13 protein-coding genes are annotated in these 19,154 nt (G+C 74.7%); 8 read left to right on the forward strand and 5 right to left on the reverse strand.

The window, feature by feature from the left end; all coding sequences use genetic code 11:
- Nucleotides 1-189: 189 nt before the first annotated feature.
- Nucleotides 190-1,242, forward strand: a complete 1,053-nt coding sequence (locus ACSU6Z_RS09930) for a LacI family DNA-binding transcriptional regulator (protein ID WP_437044596.1) — start codon at nt 190-192, stop codon at nt 1,240-1,242.
- Between the two features lie 124 nt (nt 1,243-1,366).
- Here the strand turns inward: ACSU6Z_RS09930 and nadE are convergent, their stop codons facing one another.
- Nucleotides 1,367-2,197, reverse strand: coding sequence for an ammonia-dependent NAD(+) synthetase (nadE, locus tag ACSU6Z_RS09935; RefSeq protein ID WP_437044597.1), 831 nt, complete (start codon nt 2,195-2,197; stop codon nt 1,367-1,369).
- Between the two features lie 411 nt (nt 2,198-2,608).
- Between nadE and ACSU6Z_RS09940 the strand changes: the two genes are divergently transcribed.
- The 3 genes from ACSU6Z_RS09940 (at nt 2,609) to ACSU6Z_RS09950 (ending at nt 6,943) form a co-directional block, all read left to right on the forward strand.
- Entirely contained in the window at nt 2,609-3,409 is an 801-nt protein-coding gene (locus ACSU6Z_RS09940) for a sugar phosphate isomerase/epimerase family protein (RefSeq protein ID WP_437044598.1), read from the forward strand.
- A 750-nt stretch (nt 3,410-4,159) separates the two neighbouring features.
- Nucleotides 4,160-6,001: a glycoside hydrolase family 3 protein gene (locus ACSU6Z_RS09945; RefSeq protein WP_437044599.1), complete on the forward strand. Its 1,842-nt coding sequence runs from the start codon at nt 4,160-4,162 to the stop codon at nt 5,999-6,001.
- 303 nt (nt 6,002-6,304) lie between these two features.
- On the forward strand, nt 6,305-6,943 hold the full coding sequence (locus ACSU6Z_RS09950; RefSeq protein ID WP_437044600.1) for a hypothetical protein: 639 nt from the start codon (nt 6,305-6,307) through the stop codon (nt 6,941-6,943).
- A gap of 35 nt (nt 6,944-6,978) precedes the next feature.
- Here the strand turns inward: ACSU6Z_RS09950 and ACSU6Z_RS09955 are convergent, their stop codons facing one another.
- From ACSU6Z_RS09955 to ACSU6Z_RS09970, 4 genes are all read right to left on the reverse strand, one after another.
- A complete protein-coding gene (locus ACSU6Z_RS09955; RefSeq protein ID WP_437044601.1) occupies nt 6,979-8,436 on the reverse strand; it encodes a S28 family serine protease in 1,458 nt (485 codons plus the stop codon).
- A gap of 109 nt (nt 8,437-8,545) precedes the next feature.
- Nucleotides 8,546-8,929, reverse strand: coding sequence for a hypothetical protein (locus ACSU6Z_RS09960; RefSeq protein WP_437044602.1), 384 nt, complete (start codon nt 8,927-8,929; stop codon nt 8,546-8,548).
- Between the two features lie 171 nt (nt 8,930-9,100).
- Entirely contained in the window at nt 9,101-12,886 is a 3,786-nt protein-coding gene (locus ACSU6Z_RS09965) for an ABC transporter ATP-binding protein (RefSeq protein ID WP_437044603.1), read from the reverse strand.
- Nucleotides 12,887-12,969: 83 nt separating this feature from the next.
- Entirely contained in the window at nt 12,970-14,004 is a 1,035-nt protein-coding gene (locus ACSU6Z_RS09970) for an esterase-like activity of phytase family protein (protein ID WP_437044604.1), read from the reverse strand.
- Nucleotides 14,005-14,661: 657 nt separating this feature from the next.
- Between ACSU6Z_RS09970 and ACSU6Z_RS09975 the strand changes: the two genes are divergently transcribed.
- The 4 genes from ACSU6Z_RS09975 to ACSU6Z_RS09990 all read left to right on the forward strand — a co-directional run bounded on the left by ACSU6Z_RS09975 (nt 14,662) and on the right by ACSU6Z_RS09990 (nt 19,139).
- Nucleotides 14,662-15,270: a hypothetical protein gene (locus ACSU6Z_RS09975; RefSeq protein ID WP_437044605.1), complete on the forward strand. Its 609-nt coding sequence runs from the start codon at nt 14,662-14,664 to the stop codon at nt 15,268-15,270.
- A gap of 76 nt (nt 15,271-15,346) precedes the next feature.
- Complete coding sequence (locus ACSU6Z_RS09980; RefSeq protein WP_437044606.1) at nt 15,347-17,575, forward strand: ArnT family glycosyltransferase; 2,229 nt, start codon at nt 15,347-15,349, stop codon at nt 17,573-17,575.
- A 169-nt stretch (nt 17,576-17,744) separates the two neighbouring features.
- Nucleotides 17,745-18,575, forward strand: a complete 831-nt coding sequence (locus ACSU6Z_RS09985) for an endonuclease I family protein (RefSeq protein ID WP_437044607.1) — start codon at nt 17,745-17,747, stop codon at nt 18,573-18,575.
- A 195-nt stretch (nt 18,576-18,770) separates the two neighbouring features.
- On the forward strand, nt 18,771-19,139 hold the full coding sequence (locus ACSU6Z_RS09990; RefSeq protein ID WP_437044608.1) for a hypothetical protein: 369 nt from the start codon (nt 18,771-18,773) through the stop codon (nt 19,137-19,139).
- Nucleotides 19,140-19,154 lie beyond the last annotated feature (15 nt).

Genomic DNA, 19,154 nt, shown 5'->3' on the forward strand with positions numbered 1-19,154 from the left:
CGCCGCACGGCGGAGTTGTCCGGGGGAGAACGGGGCCGGCCGGGGCCGTAGGGTCTGACCGGCAGGAGCCGTCCCCGCCGTGGCGGAGCCGGCTGTCCGCACCCCGGTGACCGGCGGCGTGCGGCGGAGCGCGGCGGGCCACGGCGAGTACGGCGCAAGGCGCGACCGGAGCGACCGGAGGACGAGGACATGACGGTGACCCTGGCGGACGTGGCGGCCCGCGCGCAGGTCTCCCCCGCGACGGTGTCGCGCGTGCTGAACGGGAACTACCCCGTGGCCGCATCCACCCGCGAGCGGGTGCTGAGGGCGGTCGACGAGCTGGACTACGTGCTCAACGGGCCGGCGAGCGCACTGGCCGCCGCCACCTCCGACCTGGTGGGCATCCTGGTCAACGACATCGCCGACCCCTTCTTCGGCATCATGGCGAGCGCCATCCAGTCCGAGATCGGCGGGCCCGGCGGCCGGGCGGGCGGGGAGCACCTCGCCGTCGTCTGCAACACGGGCGGCTCCCCCGAGCGCGAGCTGACCTACCTCACGCTGCTCCAGCGGCAGCGGGCGGCGGCCGTCGTCCTGACCGGCGGCGCGGTGGAGAACGAGCCGCACAAGGCGGCCGTGGCGGCGAAGCTGCGCAAGCTCGGCGACGCCGGGACCCGGGTGGTGCTGTGCGGGCGCCCGCCCGCGCCGGACACCGAGGCGATCGCCCTGACGTTCGACAACCGCGGCGGCGGCCGGGAGCTGACCGAGCACCTGATCGGGCTGGGGCACCGGCGGCTGGGCTACATCGCGGGCCCGCAGGAGCGGACGACCACGCGCCACCGCCTGGAGGGCCACCGGGCCGCGCTCGCCGCGCACGGCATCGAGGACGACCCGCGCCGCACGGTCCACGGCCGCTACGACCGGCGGTCCGGCTACGAGGCCACGCTCGAGCTCCTGCGCAGGGACCCGTCCCTGACCGCGGTCGTCGCCGCGAACGACTCCGTCGCGCTGGGCGCGTGCGCGGCGCTGCGCGAGTCCGGGCTGCGGATCCCCCAGGACGTGTCGGTGGCCGGCTTCGACGACCTGCCGTTCAGCATCGACGCGGTGCCCGCGCTGACGACGGTGCGGCTGCCGCTGGCCGAGGCCGGAGCGCGGGCCGGGCGCATCGCGATGGGCCGGGAGGAACCGCCGCCCGGGGGCATCGCCACGGCGCGGGGGGAGCTGATGGTACGGGGGTCGACCGGGGTGCCGCGCGGCGAGGGGTAGGCGACCGCCTCCGGTGCCGGTCGTGGTCCCGTACCGCTGCCGGCCGTGGCCCCGGTGCCGGTACCCTCCCCGGCCCCGTCGCGCTCCGGGTCCCAGGGCGCGACGGGCCGCGAGGCGCCCCGGTTCAGGGGGCGATGGGCAGGCGCCGCTTGTGGTCGGTGAGGCGGTAGCGGTCGACGATCTTCTCGAAGGCCCGTTCGTCCACCGGCTTGCCCTCCAGGAAGTCGTCGATGTCGTCGTAGCCGACACCGAGCGCGTCCTCGTCGGCCTTGCCCGGGTCGAGGGACTCCAGGTCGGCCGTCGGGGTCTTCCACACCAGCTCGGCGGGTGCCCCCAGCGCCTCCGCGACGGCGCGCACCCGGCGCTTGGTCAGGCCGGTCAGCGGGACCAGGTCGGCGGCGCCGTCGCCGAACTTGGTGAAGAAGCCGGAGACCGCCTCGGCGGCGTGGTCGGTGCCGACGACCAGGCCGTCGTGCGCGCCGGCCACCGCGTACTGGGCGATCATGCGCTGCCGTGCCTTGATGTTGCCGTGCACGAAGTCCTGGTGGTGGGCGTCGCGGAAGGTCACGCCGGAGGCCCGCACCGCCTCCAGCGCGGCGTCGCTCGCGGGCTTGACGTCCACGGTCAGCACGTGGTCGGGCCGGATGAAGGAGAGCGCGAGCCGGGCGTCGTGCTCGTCGGCCTGCACGCCGTAGGGCAGCCGCATCGCGTAGAACCTCGCCTCGTGCCCGGCGGCCCGGGCCCGCTCGACGGCGAGCTGGCACAGCCGGCCGGCGGTGGTGGAGTCGACGCCACCGCTGATGCCGAGCACGAGGGAGCGCAGGCCGGTGGAGGTGAGCCGCTCGGTGAGGAAGGCCACCCGGCGTTCGATCTCCCGCTCGGCGTCGAAGGTCTCGGCGACCTGAAGCTCCCGGGCGATCTCCTGCTGCAGGGCGATGGACGCCGGTTCGCTCACGTCTGCTCCTCGTTCCGGTCCGTGGTGTGCCTGTGCTCTCGCGCCTACCCTACCCAGGGCGTTTCCAGCGGATCGGGGCCGCACCCGGGCACGGTGCCACGGTCGCGCCGGGTGCCGCGCCCGCCCCGCGGCCCGGGGGCCGGCCCACCGGCGTGTTCCCCGTGGGGCGGCGAAGGCGTCGCGCGGCCCGGTGCCCGCGCGGACCCGGACCGGTCCGGTGACGCGCCGGCACGGGGCTCGTTCCCGCTCCGGGACGCGGCCCGCGCGCGGGGCGGTCCGCGGTCCGTCCCGCGGGTCCACGGCGCGGACACGGGCCGCCCGTGTGCCCGGCACCGTTCGGGGCACACTGCTGAGCACGGGTCCTGGCAGCAGGACTCATTCCCGCTCAGTCTTGAGGAACGGTCCAACGGCATGAAGCTGGCGTTCTCCACCCTCGGTGTCCCCGGCCTGCCCCTGTCCGACGTGCTGCGGCTCGCGACCGCGCACGGCTACCACGGCGTCGAACTGCGCACCCACCCCGAGGAACCGGTCCACCCGGACCTCACCGTCGCCGAACGGGCCGACGTGGCCGCCGCGTTCAAGGCGGCCGGCGTCGAGATCCTGGGCCTGGCGGGGTACACGCGGGTCGCCGCGCCCGGCGAGGACGGCCCCGTGCTCGCCGAGCTCCGCGCCCTGCTCGACCTCGCCCGCGACCTGGGCGCCCCGTACGTACGGGTCTTCCCCGGCGGCGGTGACGGCCAGAGCCCGCAGGAGGCCGACGCGACGGCCGCCCGGCGGCTCGGCACGGCCGCCGAGCACGCCGCCGACCGCGGTGTGCGCATCCTGCTGGAGACCCACGACTCGCACCGCACCGGCGCGGCGGCGATGCGGGTCCTCGGCCTGGTCGGGCACCGTCGGGTCGGGGCGCTGTGGGACGTCATGCACACCTGGCTCGGCGGCGAGCAGCCCTCGGAGACCTTCGCGGCGCTGTCCCCGCACCTCGGTTACGTGCAGGTCAAGGACATCGCGTCCGCCGATGACGCCACCCCGCTGCCGCTCGGCACCGGCGTACTGCCGCTCGCCGAGTGCGTGGAGGTCCTCTCCCGGCACAACTGGGACGGCTGGCTGTGCTGGGAGTACGAGAAGCGGTGGCACGAGGGGGCCGCGCCCCTTCCCGGTCTGCTGGACGCGGGGCGGGAGCACTTGGCCCGCCTCCTCAACGACTCGGCGTGACACCGGCCGGGCCCGGCCGCGCGGTGAGCCGCGCCGCCCGGCCCGATGCCCGCACCCGGTGCGGCGGGCGGACCCGCGGCCCGTGCCGGGCTCGGGACGCGCGGCCCGGGACACGGGCGACCCGCTCCTCCAGCCGCCGGCGGCAGCCGGGCCGCTCGTCCGCCCCGACCGAGTAGACCGCAAAGTCGCGCGACCGGCCCTCCTCCCCCGGCACCCGGGAGCGTGAGCGGTTGCGCGGGACGCCCCGAAGCGGGCACCCACCGACCCGATCGGCGCGCGGGAGCGGTGGCTGCGGGCGTCCGTCCCCAGGCCCAACCGCCCCAGTGACCTCTTGCGGCCCCTTCGGGCCGCTCCCGTACCGACTTCGGGGAATCGGGCCCTTCCCGGGAACCCGCGCCCGGTTCCGTTCGTCCAAACCGCGAACTGCCGGACGAGTCACCGTGGTGCGGTGTCGGCCCTCGCCGCTGGCTGCGATCGCTGACCACCCTCTCCGCCGCACCCGGCCGGCAGTGCCGCCACCGGCGCGCCCCCTCCCTAGCGCCGGTGGCGGCCCCGCCGTACCGTGCGCGGTCCTCGCCGTGTCTCCTGTGCGCTCCCTTGACCGGCAGAAACTTCCCGGATATTGGTGGCCTTCCGGCAGTTTCCTTCAGCGCCGTGACACGCGGCCCTACGCAGCGATTCTTCAGTGATCCCCAGCGGTCCCGGCGGCCGTCGCGGGTCACTCACTCCGGACCTCCGGAAGGAGCGCACGTGCCCGACAGCAGCACGGGAAGCACCGCCCAGCCCTCCAGACGCACCGTCCTCACCGCCACCGCGGGCGTCACCGCGGCCCTGGCGGCGGGCGGCACCGCCTCCGCCCGGGCCGCCCGGCCCGGCCCCGGCGACGACAAGCTCCGCGCCCTCGTCTCCCGCATGACCCTCGAGGAGAAGGTCGGCCAGCTCTTCGTCATGCGGGTCTACGGCCACTCCGCCACCGCCCCCGACCAGGCCGACGTCGACGCCAACCTCGAGGAGATCGGCGTCCGCACCGCCGCCGAACTGATCGCCAGGTACCGCGTCGGCGGCATCATCTACTTCGCCTGGGCGCACAACACCCGCGACCCGCACCAGATCGCCGCCCTGTCCAACGGCATCCAGAAGGCCTCACTGGAGCTGCCGCGCGGCCTGCCGGTGCTCGTCTCCACCGACCAGGAGCACGGGGCGGTGGCCAGGGTGGGCGAGCCGGCCACCCTGTTCCCGGGCGCGATGGCCCTCGGCGCGGGCGGCTCGCGCTCCGACGCGCGCACCCTCGGCCGGATCGCCGGCGCCGAGCTGCGCGCCCTGGGCATCCGTCAGGACTACGCCCCCGTAGCCGACGTGAACGTCAACCCGGCCAACCCGGTGATCGGCGTGCGCTCCTTCGGATCCGACCCGGAGGCGGTGGCCGCGCTGGTGGCCGCCGAGGTCGCCGGGTACCAGGGCTCGGGGGTCGCGGCGTGCGCCAAGCACTTCCCCGGGCACGGCGACACCGCCGTCGACAGCCACACCGGCTTCCCGGTCATCACCCACAGCCGCGCCCAGTGGGAGGAGCTGGACGCGCCGCCGTTCCGGGCGGCGATCGGGGCGGGCATCGACTCGATCATGACCGCGCACCTGATGTTCCCGGCGCTCGATCCCTCCGGCGACCCGGCCACCCTCTCCCGCCCCATCCTCACCGGCATCCTGCGCGAGGAGCTCGGCTACGACGGGGTCGTCGTCACCGACTCCCTCGGCATGCAGGGCGTGCGGACGAAGTACGGCGACGAGCGGGTGCCGGTGCTGGCGCTGAAGGCCGGCGTGGACCAGTTGCTGAACCCGCCCGACCTGGACCTGGCCTGGAACGCCGTCCTGACGGCCGTACGCGAGGGCGAACTCACCGAGGCGCGGCTTGATGAATCGATCCTGCGCATCCTGCGGCTGAAGGCGCGGCTCGGACTGTTCCGCGAGCCGTACGCCTCCCCGGACCGCGTGGACCGCGTGGTCGGCACCCGGGCCCACCTGGCGGCGGCCGACCGGATCGCCGGGCGGACCACCACCCTGCTGGTCAACGAGGGCGGTCTGCTGCCGCTGTCCCGGCGCCGGACGCCGAAGCTGCTCGTCGTCGGCGCGGACCCGGCCTCGCCGTCGGGCACGACCGGCCCGCCGACCGGCGTACTGGCCGGGGCGCTCACCGAACTCGGTTTCGCGGCCACCGCCCTGTCCACGGGCACCTCCCCGTCCGCGGCGACCGTCGCCCGCGCGGTGGCGGCCGCGCGCGAGGCGGACGCGGTGGTGGTCGCCACCTACAACGTCACGGCCACCAGCGCCCAGAAGACGCTGGTGCGGGAGCTGCTGGCGACGGGCGGGCCGGTCGTGGCCGTCGCCGTCCGCAACCCGTACGACGTGGCCCAGCTGCCCGGCGTGCCCGCCTTCCTCGCCGCCTACTCCTGGACCGACGTCGAAGTGCGCGCCGCGGCCCGGGTGATCGCGGGACGGGTGGCACCGCGCGGCAGGCTGCCGGTCCCGGTGATGCGGGCGGACGACCCGGCGACGGTGCTGTACCCGGTGGGGCACGGGCTGACGTACCGGTCCTGACCCGTCGGGCCCGCTGTGCCGGGCTCGACGTGTCGGATCGGGCGCGGCGGGTCCCGGCTCCGGCGCGCCGGGGCCGGCCGGGCCGTCGCGCGTGCGTGCCGCGGCCCGGCCGGACCGCTGCGCCTACGGGGCGTGTCCGGCCGGGCCGGGGCCCGACGTACCGGACGTACGTGCCGTAACCGCCGTAGCGCGCGTACGACACGCGCCCGTGCCGCCACCCTCACCCTGCGCAAAGCGCCCCCGCGCGTCTGGCGTGCGCCCGCCGCGGCGGGTCACGCTGGGCGGGGACGCGGGGGGATGGCGATGCGTGGGAGATGGTACGCCGGGGCGCCGGCCGCACTGCCGGTGCTGCTCCTGGCCGTGCTGACGGCCTGCCAGAGCCCGGCGGGGACGACGGAGGGGAGCCGGCCCGGCGGGGAGGGACCGGCGTCGTCGGCCGCGGCGCGGCCGTCCGGGTACGGGGCGGTCTTCCTCGCCGTCGGCGAGTGCAGTTCCTTCGGGACGGTCAGCTTCACCGAGGTGCCGTGCACGAGCGAGCGGGCCGCGGCGCGGGTCACGGCCCGGCACGACGGCCGGGCGGACGACGGGCCGCCGTGCCCGGCGACCACCGACTTCGTCCTCCACATCAGCGAGCGGCGGCCGTCGTCCGACGAGGACGGCGACGGGGCCGTGCCGCGCGGCTACGCCTGTATGCGCAACCTCCAGCCGCCGCACCCCGGCGACCCCGGCGGCGGGGGCGGACCGCGCACCATCGTCGGCGACTGCGTCCACGAGGCCGGCGGCGGCAAGGTCCGCGAGACGGCCTGTGACGGCACGGGGAAGCGGAAACCGCAGTACGAGGTGGTGGAGGCGGTGGCGCGGCGGTCCCAGTGCCCGCCGTCGACCGTCCTGTACGTGCGGCTCGGCGGCGGGCAGCCGGTGGGCTGCGCCCGGCCGGTGTGAGACGGAGCCCCCAACGGCCGGGAACGGGACGCGCGTTACGGACGGAGCGCCGGTTCGCGCTCGATGTCCCGCCGGTCGAGCCGGGCGTCGAACGCCGCGAGCGGCTTGGCCGCCGACGGGTTCTCCCGGACCGCCGGGGAGGCGACGCCCGCCCAGGCGAGGATGCGGGCCGTGGCGAACGCCTTCTGGTCGGGGACCAGGCCGGCGACGTTGGCGCCGTGGTTCATGCCGGGGGCGGTGAAGACGTAGGAGTCACGCGCCCCGTGGCCCAGGCGGAACGGTTCGGCGCCCCACGGGTCGTTCTCGCCGTAGACGAACAGCATGTGGCGGGCGTTGTGCTTCACCCAGGTGTCGACGTCGCGCATCGCCCACGGCTGGAACGTCATCGGGATCGAGCGGGGCACGAAGTTGCGCGGCGGCTGGTAGCCGTAGCGGATGTACTCCTTCTCGATGTGCGGGAAGTGGATCGTCGGGGCGCCGAGCTGCGTGCCCGCCTGGTAGTAGTACGGCGTGTAGGTGCTCAGGCCCTGGTCGGTGTAGGCGGAGAAACCGGAGACGGTGTCGACGGAGGTCCAGATCTCCTCGTCGGTGGCGTTGCGCGCGTCCGCCGGGATGTCGTCGCACGCCTTCAGGGTGCTGTACTGCCAGAAGCCCCAGACGTAGTCCAGGACGACCGCCTCGTAGGCCCGGTCCAGGCTGCCGATGGTGTCGAAGGTGTAGCCGTTGTCGGCCGCGTACGCGGCGTACTTCCTCTCCAGCGGCTCGCGGCGCACCAGCGCCTCGCGCTGCACCGCGTTCAGCCGGTCGCGGCACTCCTTCGTGCCGACGGTGGCGAAGAAGCGGTCGTAGGCCGAGTCCTCCTTGTTCACCACGTCGTTGGGGGCGACGTAGGCGACGACGCCGTCCATGTCGCGCGGGTAGAACCGCTCGTAGTACGTGGCGGTCATGCCGCCCTTGGAACCGCCCGTGGAGATCCAGTTCTCGGGGTAGACCGGCTTGAGCGCCCGGAAGACGCGGTGCTGGTCGCTGGCGGCCTGCCAGATGTCCAGCTTGGACCAGTCGGCCGGAGCGGGCCGGGACGGGGTGAAGAAGCGGTACTCCATGGAGACCTGGTTGCCGTCGACGATCTGGGTCGGCTCGCGGCGGCTGGGCGTGGTGGAGACGTTGTAACCGCTGGTGTAGAAGACCGTCGGTCGGCTGACGTCCTTGTGCAGCACGGTGATGCGCTGCTGGAACGTGCCCTGGGACGGGTAGCGGTGGTCGACCGGCTGGGTGTATTCGAGGACGAAGAAGCGGTAGCCGGGGTACGGCTTCTCCTCGATCAGGCTCATGCCCGGGACGGCGAGCAGCCTGTCCTTGATGTCGGTGCCGGCGCCGGTGCCGGTACCGGTCGTGCCGGTGGCCTCCGGCTGGGCGGCGGTGGCCGCCTGGGCCGTACCGACGGTGCCTATGAGCACCGTCAGCGCCAGCAGCCATCTGAGCGCCTTGCGCATGCACCCTCCCCTGTGAGTCAGATGTGCGCCCGGAAGCTATCGGAGCAACGCGTGTGCGCACCAGGGGAGGCGGGGAATCACCGGGAAACGCCCGGCGGGGCCGGGTGGTTCAGCACAGGATCCAGCCCGAGGTGACCGAGCCGCCGCCCACCCTGCCCTCGACCCACACGCACCGCTGCCCGGCGTGCACGGTGACCGGACCGGCCCGGTAGGCATACCGCCCCTCGTCGGTGACCGGCCGGCCGCCGCGCGCCCGCACGCCGACCGACATCCGCCGCTTCGCGCCGGGCCTTTCGGGAACGGTGACGGCGCAGACGTAGCCGCCGCGCTTGTGGACGAGGACGGAACCGGTGGCGAACTCCAGCGTGCGGACCTTGCGGCCGGGGCAGTTCGCGACGGCCCGCGCGTCCTGCGGCGCCGTGAGGGTGAGCAGCCCGGAGGTGGTGAGCACGGCCATGCCGAGCGCCAGCCGGCGTACCGCGCCTGTGGTCATGGACGCCCCTCCCGTCACACCCCTTTCCGTACAGGTGCACGGACGCGGGGGGTGCGGCGGATGGTTGCACGGCCACCGCGGGGCCCGCCGGCAGGGCCCGTCACGGCACCGCCGTCACCGGTGCGCGACGGGGTGTTCCGGCCGCCCGCCTCGCGACGCGGCCGGCGTCCCTCACGACACGCCGACCGTCTCCTCCGGCTCGTCCGCCCCGGCGAAGGTGCGCCACAGCTTCGCGTACCGTCCGCCGCGCGCCAGCAGTTCCTCGTGGGTGCCGTCCTCCGCGACCCGTCCGTGGTCCATGACGACCACCCGGTCCGCGCGGGCGGCGGTGGTCAGCCGGTGGGCGACGACAAGGGTGGTACGGCGGCCCGCGAGGCGGTCGGTGGCCTGGTTGACCTTGGCTTCCGTCGCCAGGTCCAGCGCGGCGGTCGCCTCGTCCAGGAGGAGGATGTCGGGGTCGACGAGTTCCGCGCGGGCCAGCGCGATCAGCTGGCGCTGCCCGGCGGACAGGTTCCGGCCGCGCTCGGCGACCTCGTGGAGGTAGCCGCCCTCCAGGGTGGCGATCATCTCGTGGGCGCCGACCGCTCGGGCGGCGGCCTCCACCTCGGCGTCGGTGGCGTCCGGGCGGCCGTAGGCGATGGCGTCGCGGACCGTGCCCGGGAAGAGGTACGCCTCCTGCGGGACGACGCCCAGCCGGTGCCGGTAGGAGGTCAGGTCGAGGTCGCGCAGGTCGGTGCCGTCGACGGTGACCCGGCCCTCGGTCGGGTCGTAGAAGCGGGCGACCAGCTTCACCAGGGTGGACTTGCCGGCGCCGGTCTCGCCGACGAACGCGACCGTCTGCCCGGCCCGGATGCGCAGGTCGATGCCGCTGAGCGCCTCCTCCTCGCCGCCGTAGCGAAAGCGCACGCCCTCGAAGGCGATCTCGCCGCGCAGGCGGTCCACCGGCCGGGGCTCCTCGGCGGGCTTGGTGGAGGTCGGCTCGCGCAGCAGCTCCTGGATGCGACCGAGGGAGACGGTCGCCTGCTGGTAGCCGTCGAAGACCTGGGAGAGCTGCTGGACCGGTGCGAAGAACAGGTCGATGTAGAGCAGGTACGCCACCAGCGCGCCCGTCGTCAGTGTCCCGTCCTCGACCCGGGCGCCGCCCACGATCAGCACGGCCGCGGCGGCGGCCGACGACAGGAACTGCACGAAGGGGAAGTAGACGGAGATCAGCCACTGGCCCCGGATGCGGGCCCGGCGGTAGCTGTCGCTGCGCTCGGCGAAGCGCCGCCCGCCGTCCCGCTCGCGCCGGAAGGCCTGCACGATCCTCAGCCCCGACACCGACTCCTGGAGGTCGGCGTTGACGGCGGACACCCGCTCCCGCGCCAGCTCGTACGCCTTCACGCTCGCCCGGCGGAAGAAGAACGTGCCGACGATCAGCGGTGGCAGCGTCGCGAAGACGACGAGGGCGAGCTGCACGTCGATGACGAGCAGGGCGACCATGATGCCGAAGAAGGTGACGACCGAGACGAAGGCGGTGACCAGGCCGGTCTGGAGGAACGTCGACAGGGCGTCGACGTCGGTGGTCATCCGGGTCATGATCCGCCCGGTCAGCTCCCGCTCGTAGTAGTCGAGCCCGAGGCGCTGGAGCTGCGCGAAGATCTTCAGCCGCAGCGCGTACAGGATCCGCTCGCCGGTCCGCCCGGTCATGCGGATCTCGCCGCTCTGCGCCGCCCACTGCACGACCACGGTCAGCAGCGCCAGCAGCGACGCCGACCAGACCGCGCCGAGCGCGAGCCGCGTGACGCCCTCGTCGATGCCGTGCCGGATCATGACCGGCAGCAGCAGGCCCGCTCCGGCGTCGACGGCGACCAGCCCCAGGCTGGCCAGCAGCGGCAGTCCGAAGCCGCGCAGCAGGCGGCGCAGGCCGTAGGACTCCTCCGGCCTCACGGCGTCCGCCTCGTCGACGTCCGGGGTGCCGGTCGCCGGGGGCAGCGCCTCGACCCGGGCGAGCAGCTCCGGGGTGGCGGGGCTGGAGGCCTTCGCCGCGTCCCGCGGCTCCCGCTCCCCCGCCCACAGCCGGGGCGTGATGCCGCGCTCGGCGTCGAACTCGGCATCCGGTTCCTCCCTCCCCCACTCCCGGATGGGCTCGAGCGGGGGGACCCCCGTGGAGGTGTCCTCCTCGGGCGCGGCGGGTTGGGCGTGGCCGGGCGAGACGCCGCCGAGCTCGTCGGGGTCGGTGAGCAGGCGCCGGTACAGGGCGCACCGCTCCTGGAGTTCCTCGTGGGTGCCGATGTCGGCGAGGCGGCCGGCGTCGAGGACGGCGATGCGGTCGGCGAGGTTCAGGGTGGAACGGCGGTGGGCGATCAGCAGTGTCGTCCGGCCCCGCATGACCTCCCTCAGCACCTCGTGGATCTCGTGCTCGACGCGCGCGTCGACGGCGGAGGTGGCGTCGTCGAGGACCAGCAGCCGCGGGTCGGTGAGGAGGGCGCGGGCGAGCGCGATGCGCTGGCGCTGACCGCCGGAGAGGGTCAGGCCGTGCTCGCCGACGGTGGTGTCGTAGCCGTCGGGCAGTTCGGCGATGAACCGGTCGGCCTGCGCTGCCCGCGCGGCGGCCCGGATCTGCTCGTCGGTGGCGTCGGGGCGGCCGTAGGCGATGTTGTTGCGGATGGTGTCGGAGAAGAGGAAGGAGTCCTCGGGCACGAGGCCGATCGCGGCGCGCAGCGACTCCAGCGTCAGCTCGCGCACGTCGTGGCCGCCGACGAGGACGGCACCGCGCGTGACGTCGTAGAAGCGCGGCAGGAGCAGGGAGACGGTGGACTTGCCGGAGCCGGAGGCGCCGACGACGGCGAGGGTCTCGCCGGGCCGGATCTCGAAGGAGAGGCCGTCGAGGACGGGGCTGCTCGCCGTGGCCGTCCCCGAGCCGTCCGCGGGGCCGCTCTCGTAGCCGAAGGACACGTCGTCGAACTCGACGCCGGCCGGGGCGTCGGCGGGCAGTTCCCTGGTGCCGTCCCGCATGACCGGCTCGGTGTCGATCAGCTCCAGGACGCGTTCGGTGCCCGCGCGGGCCTGCTGGCCGACGGTGAGGACCATGGCGAGCATGCGGACCGGGCCGACGAGCTGGGCGAGGTAGGTGGAGAAGGCGACGAACGTGCCGAGCGTGATGTGCCCGCGCACCGCCAGCCAGCCGCCGAGCGCCAGCATCGCCACCTGTCCCAGGGCCGGTACGGCCTGGAGGGCGGGGGTGTACCGGGCGTTGAGCCGGATGGTCCGCAGCCGCCCGGCGAACAGCCGCCGTCCGGCCTCCCGCAGCTTCCCGGTCTCCTGCTCCTCCTGCCCGAAGCCCTTCACCACCCGTACGCCGCCGACGGCGCCGTCGACCACGCCGGCGACGGCGGCGGCCTGGGCCTGGGCGTACCAGGTGGCGGGGTGCAGCCGGGTGCGGCTGCGCTTGGCGATCCACCACAGCGCGGGCGCGACGGCGAGGGCGACCAGGGTGAGCGGCGGCGACAGCCACGCCATGATCACCAGGGAGATCAGGAACAGCAGGATGTTCCCGATGGTCATGGGGAGCATGAACAGCAGGCTCTGGATGAGCTGGAGGTCGCTGGTGGCCCGCCCCACGACCTGCCCGGTGGACAGTTCGTCCTGCCGCCGCCCGTCGAGCCGCGTGATCGTCGCGTACATCGACGTCCGCAGGTCGTGCTGGACGTCGAGGGCGAGCCGGCCGCCGTAGTAGCGGCGGATGTAGGTGAGGACGTAGACGACCACCGCCGCGCCGATCAGGAGGCCCGCCCAGACCGCCATGGACCGGCTGTGCTCGCCGATCACGTCGTCGATGATCACCTTGGTGATCAGCGGCACCAGCGCCATGACGGCCATGCCGGCGAGGGAGGAGCCGAGGGCGAGGACGACGTCCTTCGGATACCGCCAGGCGTATCCGGCCAGTCGTCGCGCCCAGCCCTGCTGCGTTCTCACGCGGTGCCCTCCGTTCGTCCTGATCTACCGGAAGGCACCAACGCGACCGGAAGCGGATTTCATCCCTCCGCAACAATCCGGGGTCAGACCCGCACCCGCAGGTCGTAGAGGCGGGTGGTCTGGGCGTCGTTCTGGTTGTCGTCGCTGACCAGCACCACGTCCAGGCGGCCCTTGCTCCGGCCGGTGACCGCCATGCCCTCGATGTTGTCGAGCAGCGGGTTGGGCTGGGGCTGTTTGGCGGTGGCACCGAGGGAGGGGCAGGCGGCGAGGTCCGCCAGCAGGGTCTTGCGGACCGGCCGCACGCCGTCCTGCCCGGTGAGCCGCTCGATGCCGCGGGTGTCGGTGGCGTGGCGCGGGTCGGCGAGGTACAGGCGGACGGTGTTGCCGACACCGGAGGTGAAGCCGCGCTCCAGGACGAGGAGGCGGCCGTCGGGGATCGCGGTGATCTCGGGGACCCCGAGGCCCGGGTCGACGGGGTAGGCGTACTGGGCGCCGAGCCGGAAGGGGCCGCCGCCCGCCCGCGTCCAGGTCTGGAACCGTACGAGGGTGCCGCTGTCGCCGGTGAGGGGGTACTCCATGGACGCCGTCAGGGTCCGTCCTCCGGGCTGCATGGTCAGCCCCTCGAACGTTCCGTTGGGCCGGGCGCGGCCGGCCGGGGCGACGCGGAGGGCGTCGGGCACGGGAAGGCGGGCGAGGATCCCGCCGTCGCGGGAGTGACGGCGCACGGCCGGCTCGGTCTCGGAGGAGACCAGGTAGGTGCCGTCGCGGTCGACGACCAGGCCCTCGGAGTCGAGGGCGGCCCCGTTCTCGTCGGTGAGCGGGACGGCACCCACCGGTTTCCGGGTCCTCGCGTCCAGGTGGAACAGGGCGGAGCGGTCGGAGAGGGCGGCCAGGGTGGAGCGGCGGTCGGGGGCGAGGGCGGAGAGGTTGCCGACGTAGGTGCCGGCGTGGGTGGTCTTGTCGAGGGCGTCGGAGAAGCCGGTGACGGCCACGGACGGGGAGCAGCCGTTCCAGCGGTGCGTGTCACCGCGGGCGGGATCGGCGGCTGCGGGGCAGGGGGCCGCGACCAGGGCTGTGGTGAGGGCGGCGAGGACGGTGCGCAGGAATCTCGGACGCATGGGGGCACTGTAGGGCGGGCGGGTGACAAGGGGATGAGGGGCGGGTGAAGGCGGAGCCGGCCTCCGTACCCGGCTCCCGTGGGCAGTGCCCCGGGCGGGCCGAGGACTCGGGAAGGGACGGGACGCCGCGGGTTCCGGCGGAACCGGGGGCGACGCGCGAGGAGGGGGAGGGCACCGCCACCGCGGGTCTCCCCCTCCTGTCCCACGCCGCCCCATGCGGGTCGGGGGAACGGCTCCCGGTCCATGGGGGCGTCGCGGCACCACGGCTCCGAAGCCCGCGCACGGTCCTCGCGGACTCGTCAAGGGGCTCGGCCCTTCCCTCGCGCCCCCGGACGGGCTGCTCAGCCCGTTGCGGAGCCGCCGGCCGCCCGCCCCGCCGACGTGCCCGCCCGCGGCTCCCCGTGCCCGCGGCCCCGTCCCGCTCCCGCCCGCGGCACCCTGTTCCGCGCCCGTCACGGCCGTCGGGAAGAGCGGACCGCCCGCCGGACGACCCCGCCCGGGTTCTCCCGGCGGGTGCCGCCGGTGAGCCGGGCGCCGGCGGAGGGACCCTGCCGAAAAGCGTGAGCACTCCCGCCGCCACTGTCCTCTCGTCGCTCGTTCGAGTGCCCCGATGACATCCGCCCGCCGACCGCTCACCGTCTCCCGCACGCTGGGCCCATGACCCCCGGCGCCGCGTACGACCACAACCCCTACAGCACCCGGCACGTGATCGGCACCGTACGCGCGCTCATGCGGACCGACGGGCTGGACGTGTCCCTGACCGCCATCGCCCGCGGCTGCGGAACGTCGCGCAACTTCCTCTACGCCAACTGGCGATCGGTCCGCGCGCTGCACCTGCTCGCGCTCAAGGCCGAACTCGTGGGCGCGTTCGACACGGCGGGCCGCACCCGCCCCCGCGACGGCACCGCCGCGGGGATCGCCGAGCACCTGGCGCAGGTCGTACGGACCGTCCGGCGCCACCCGACCACGGCGGCCGTGGCCCGGTCCTCCCCCACGGCGTTCGCACGGGCGCACACCGCGACCGACGGCCCCCTGGTACGGACCGCGACGGAGCTCGTCGGCGACCTGCTCCACCCCCTGGCCCCCCTCGGCGGGATCTGGAGCGACCCCGCGCTCACCTCCCTGGCCTGGAAGATCCTGTGGATCGCCCGCCCCGCCGCCCTGTGCCCCGAGGCCGTGGGCGACCGGGACCGGGAGGACACCCTGGACCGGGCCTTCACCGAGCTGCTGCGCGACCTGCTCGCCCCCTGGGCCACCCCCCGGTGACCGCCGGCGCGGGATGCACAGGCTCCTCCCAGGCGGTGAACAGCCCATCCCCATCGCCCGCCGCCACGGTGTCCTGGTGACATCTGCCACCGATCCCCTGCACCCGGGCGCCGGCCGCCTCGCGGGCCCCGGCACGGCGAGCGCCGGGCCACCCCGCGCGCCGTCCCCCGGCCCCGCCGCGCCCCGCTGGTCGCTTCCCTCCCTCCTGGCGATCCTCGTCCTGGCGGGAGCGCTGTACTCCTGGAACCTCTCCGCCTCCGGCCTGAACAGCTTCTACAGCGCCGCCGTGCTCAGCGGCACCGAGAGCTGGAAGGCGTGGTTCTTCGGCTCGCTGGACGCGGGCAACTTCCTGACCGTCGACAAGCCGCCGCTGGCGCTGATGGTCATGGGCCTGTCGTGCCGCCTCCTCGGGTACGGCACCTGGCAGATGATGCTGCCGATGACCGCGGCCGCGCTGGCGACGATCTGGATCCTGCACGCCTGCGTGAAGCGGGTGTGGGGCCACGGCGCGGCGGCGGTCGCGGCGCTGGTGCTCACCCTGACCCCGATCACGGTCGCCATCAACCGGGACAACAACCCCGACACGCTGCTGGTGTTCCTGATGGTGAGCGGGGCGGCGCTGGGCCTGCGGGCCGTCCGCACCGACCGGCTGCTGCCGCTGCTCGGCTCGGCCGTCTGCTTCGGGCTGGCCTTCAACACCAAGATGCTCCAGGGGTACATCGCCCTGCCCGCCGTCTTCGTCGTCTACCTGTACGCCGCGCGCGCGGGCTGGGCGAAGCGGATCGTGCGCCTGCTGCTCGCCGCCGTCGCGCTCGCCGTGTCCAGCCTCTGGTGGGCGGCGGCCGTGTCCCTGGTGCCCGCCTCCGAACGCCCCTACATCGGCGGTTCCACGGACGGCACGGCCTGGGACCTGATCATGGGTTACAACGGCCTCGGCCGGATCCTCGGCGGCGAGGGCAACGGCGGGGGCGGCGGGGGCGGCGGCTTCTCCGGGGCCGCGGGCATCGGCCGGATGTTCAACGACGTCCTCGGCGGCCAGATCTCCTGGCTGCTCCCCTTCGCGGGCATCGCGCTCGTCGGCGGCCTGGTGCTGTGCGGCCGGGCGCCCCGCACCGATCCCACCCGCGCCGCGCTGGTGCTGTGGGGCGGCTGGACGGTCCTGCACCATCTGACGTTCAGCATGGCCGAGGGCACCATGCACCCGTACTACACGACCGCGCTCGCGCCCGGCATCGCGGTGCTGTGCGGAGGTGGCGGCGTGATGCTGCTGCGTGCCTTCCGGGCCGACCGGCGGTGGGTGTGGGTGCTGCCCCTCGCCCTGGCGGGCACCGGTGCCTGGGCGGTCGTGCTGCTGCGCCGGGCCTCCGGCTGGAACACCTGGCTGTGGCCGGCGATCGCGGTGGCGATGGCGCTGGCGATCGCGGGGCTGCTGCTCTTCCGCTCCGGCCGGCGGACGCGGCTGCTGGCGGTCTCCGTCGCCGCGGCGGTCGTCGCGTCGGTGGCGGGTCCGGCCGCGTACGCCTGGTCGGTGCCCTCCGGTTCGGGCGGCGGCATGGGCGGAACCAACCCGACCGCCGGGCCGGCGACGGGCGGCGGCACGGGCGGTCCCGGCGGCGGTGGCCGGGGTGGTCTCCCGGGCGGCGGGAACGGCGAGGGGCCCGGCGGGCAGCCACAGGGCACCCGGGACGGCGGTTTCCCCGGCGGCGGGGAGCTGCCGAACGGCCAGGACGGCGGTCAAAGCGGTGCCGTGCCCGGCGGCGACGCGAGCGGCCGGGTTCCGGGTGAAGCCGGGGGGACGGGCGGCACGCCCCCGGACGGCGGTGCGAGCACCGGGGACACCGGCACCGGCGGACGCCCCGGTGGTGGAGGGGGCTTCGGCGGAGGCGGCACGGGCGGCGCGAGCAGCGAGCTGATCGCCTACCTCGAGAAGCACCGGGACGGCGCCACGTGGCTGCTGGCGGTCTCCGGCTCGCAGAGCGCCGCGCAGCTCATCCTCGGCAGCGGCGAGCCGGTCATCTCCATGTGGGGCTGGTCCGGCAGCGACAAGGCGATGACCCTCGGCAGGCTCAAGGAGCTGGTGAGGAACGGCGAGCTGCACTACGTGCAGACCGGCGGCGGCAGGGGCGGCGGCTCCGGCCTCTCCTCCGAGGTCACCCGGTGGGTGCGGGAGCACGGCACCGCGGTGCGGGCGAGCGACTACGGCGCCGGCGCGGTGGCGGACACGGGCTCCGGCGCGGAGTCGGCCGCCGGGCAGGGGGACAGCACGTCGACCGTGTACCGGCTGGACCCGTCGGACGTGGACTGACGTCCATAGGAGCATCCTCCGGTGCGCCGCGCATGACGGCGGCCCCCGGCCACCACGGCCGGGGGCCGCCGTCATGCGATCGACACTCCCCGTACACCCCGTCCTCTACATGTCCATGCCACGCTCTGGGGTACCGCTCCACTCGACCCGCGCAGAACGGACACCTCGTATGCTCGCGATACGCATACGGCACCGGGGAGCGGCGGCCCTCGCCACGGCCGTCGCCCTCGCCGCCCTGGCCGCACCCTCCCCGGCCGCGACCGCGGCCGCGCCCGCTGCCGCGGTGGCGGCGACGACGGCGGCGGCGGCCGACTACGACTCGACGTACTACAGGGACGCGATCGGCAAGACGGGCACCGGACTCAAGGCCGCCCTGCACACGATCATCAGCGACCAGACGAAGATCTCGTACTCGGCGGTCTGGAACGCGCTGAAGGTCACCGACCAGGACCCCGCCGACAGCGACAACGTGCTCCTGCTGTACTCGGGCGCCTCCCGCAGCAAGGCGCTGAGCGGCGGCGACACCGGCGACTGGAACCGCGAGCACGTCTGGGCCAAGTCCCACGGCGACTTCGGCACCGCCACCGGCCCCGGCACCGACCTGCACCACCTGCGCCCCGAGGACGTCCGGGTCAACAGCATCCGCGGCAACAAGGACTTCGACGACGGCGGCAGCGCCGTCTCCGGCGGCGGGGGCAGCCTCACCGACTCCGACTCCTTCGAGCCCCGCGACGCCGTCAAGGGCGACGTGGCCCGCATGATCTTCTACATGGCGGTCCGCTACGAGGGCGACGACGGCTGGGCCGACCTGGAGGTCAACGGCAGCGTCGACAACGGCAGCGACCCCTACATGGGCAGGCTCGCCGTCCTCAAGGCCTGGAACGACGAGGACCCGCCGGACGCCTTCGAACAGCGCCGCAACGAGATCATCCACGGCTCCTACCAGCACAACCGGAACCCGTTCATCGACCACCCGGAGTGGGTCGAGGCGATCTGGTAGCCCCGGGGCCGGACCCGCCCCCGGGGCTCCGCAGCCCCTTCGGGGGGCCGGTACGCGCATCCTGTCCGGAGGGCGCCGCCGGGCCGACGGGCCGCACGGGGGCGGGCCGCACGCGGGCGGTGCGGGAGTGGCCGGAAACCGCCGGCCGCCGGAGCGCGAGGGGTGCGGGGACCGCTTCCCGGCAATGCATGAGCCATGCCAGAGGAGCAGGAGAACGGCCACCGGCGGGCCGGACGGCTGTACGCGACACTGCGCGTTCTGAGGTACCTCGCGCAACCCGGCACCGTCAAACCGTCCGAGCGGGACGACCTGAAGGGCAAGGACAGTCCGGGGGAACGCATCGCCGCCCTGAGGCAGGACGTCCTCGCGGACCTGTTCGCCGCGACGCGGAAGGGCGACCACGCGAAGGCGGCGGGCGAGCTGTTCCGGGCGATACCCGACCTGATTCCCCCGCAGGGGGCGCTCAGGCACTGCATCGGCGAAGCGGAGCAGAAGCGCTTCGCCGAGGGGTACCGCGCCCAACTGGCCGAGCTGAGGGGGAAGCACGGCGGCCTGCTGGACTGACGACCCCGCGCCCCG

The organism is Streptomyces sp. enrichment culture (genome assembly GCF_964273145.1).
Lineage (GTDB): Bacteria > Actinomycetota > Actinomycetes > Streptomycetales > Streptomycetaceae > Streptomyces.

What these genes read in the sequence shown, in the direction of transcription:
- ACSU6Z_RS09930 (WP_437044596.1), top strand. Translation starts at nt 190, where the DNA reads ATGACGGTGACCCTGGCGGACGTGGCGGCCCGCGCGCAGGTCTCCCCC.
- ACSU6Z_RS09940 (WP_437044598.1), top strand. Translation starts at nt 2,609, where the DNA reads ATGAAGCTGGCGTTCTCCACCCTCGGTGTCCCCGGCCTGCCCCTGTCC.
- ACSU6Z_RS09950 (WP_437044600.1), top strand. Translation starts at nt 6,305, where the DNA reads ATGCGTGGGAGATGGTACGCCGGGGCGCCGGCCGCACTGCCGGTGCTG.
- ACSU6Z_RS09955 (WP_437044601.1), bottom strand. Translation starts at nt 8,436, where the DNA reads ATGCGCAAGGCGCTCAGATGGCTGCTGGCGCTGACGGTGCTCATAGGC.
- ACSU6Z_RS09960 (WP_437044602.1), bottom strand. Translation starts at nt 8,929, where the DNA reads ATGACCACAGGCGCGGTACGCCGGCTGGCGCTCGGCATGGCCGTGCTC.
- ACSU6Z_RS09970 (WP_437044604.1), bottom strand. Translation starts at nt 14,004, where the DNA reads ATGCGTCCGAGATTCCTGCGCACCGTCCTCGCCGCCCTCACCACAGCC.
- ACSU6Z_RS09975 (WP_437044605.1), top strand. Translation starts at nt 14,662, where the DNA reads ATGACCCCCGGCGCCGCGTACGACCACAACCCCTACAGCACCCGGCAC.
- ACSU6Z_RS09985 (WP_437044607.1), top strand. Translation starts at nt 17,745, where the DNA reads ATGCTCGCGATACGCATACGGCACCGGGGAGCGGCGGCCCTCGCCACG.
- ACSU6Z_RS09990 (WP_437044608.1), top strand. Translation starts at nt 18,771, where the DNA reads ATGCCAGAGGAGCAGGAGAACGGCCACCGGCGGGCCGGACGGCTGTAC.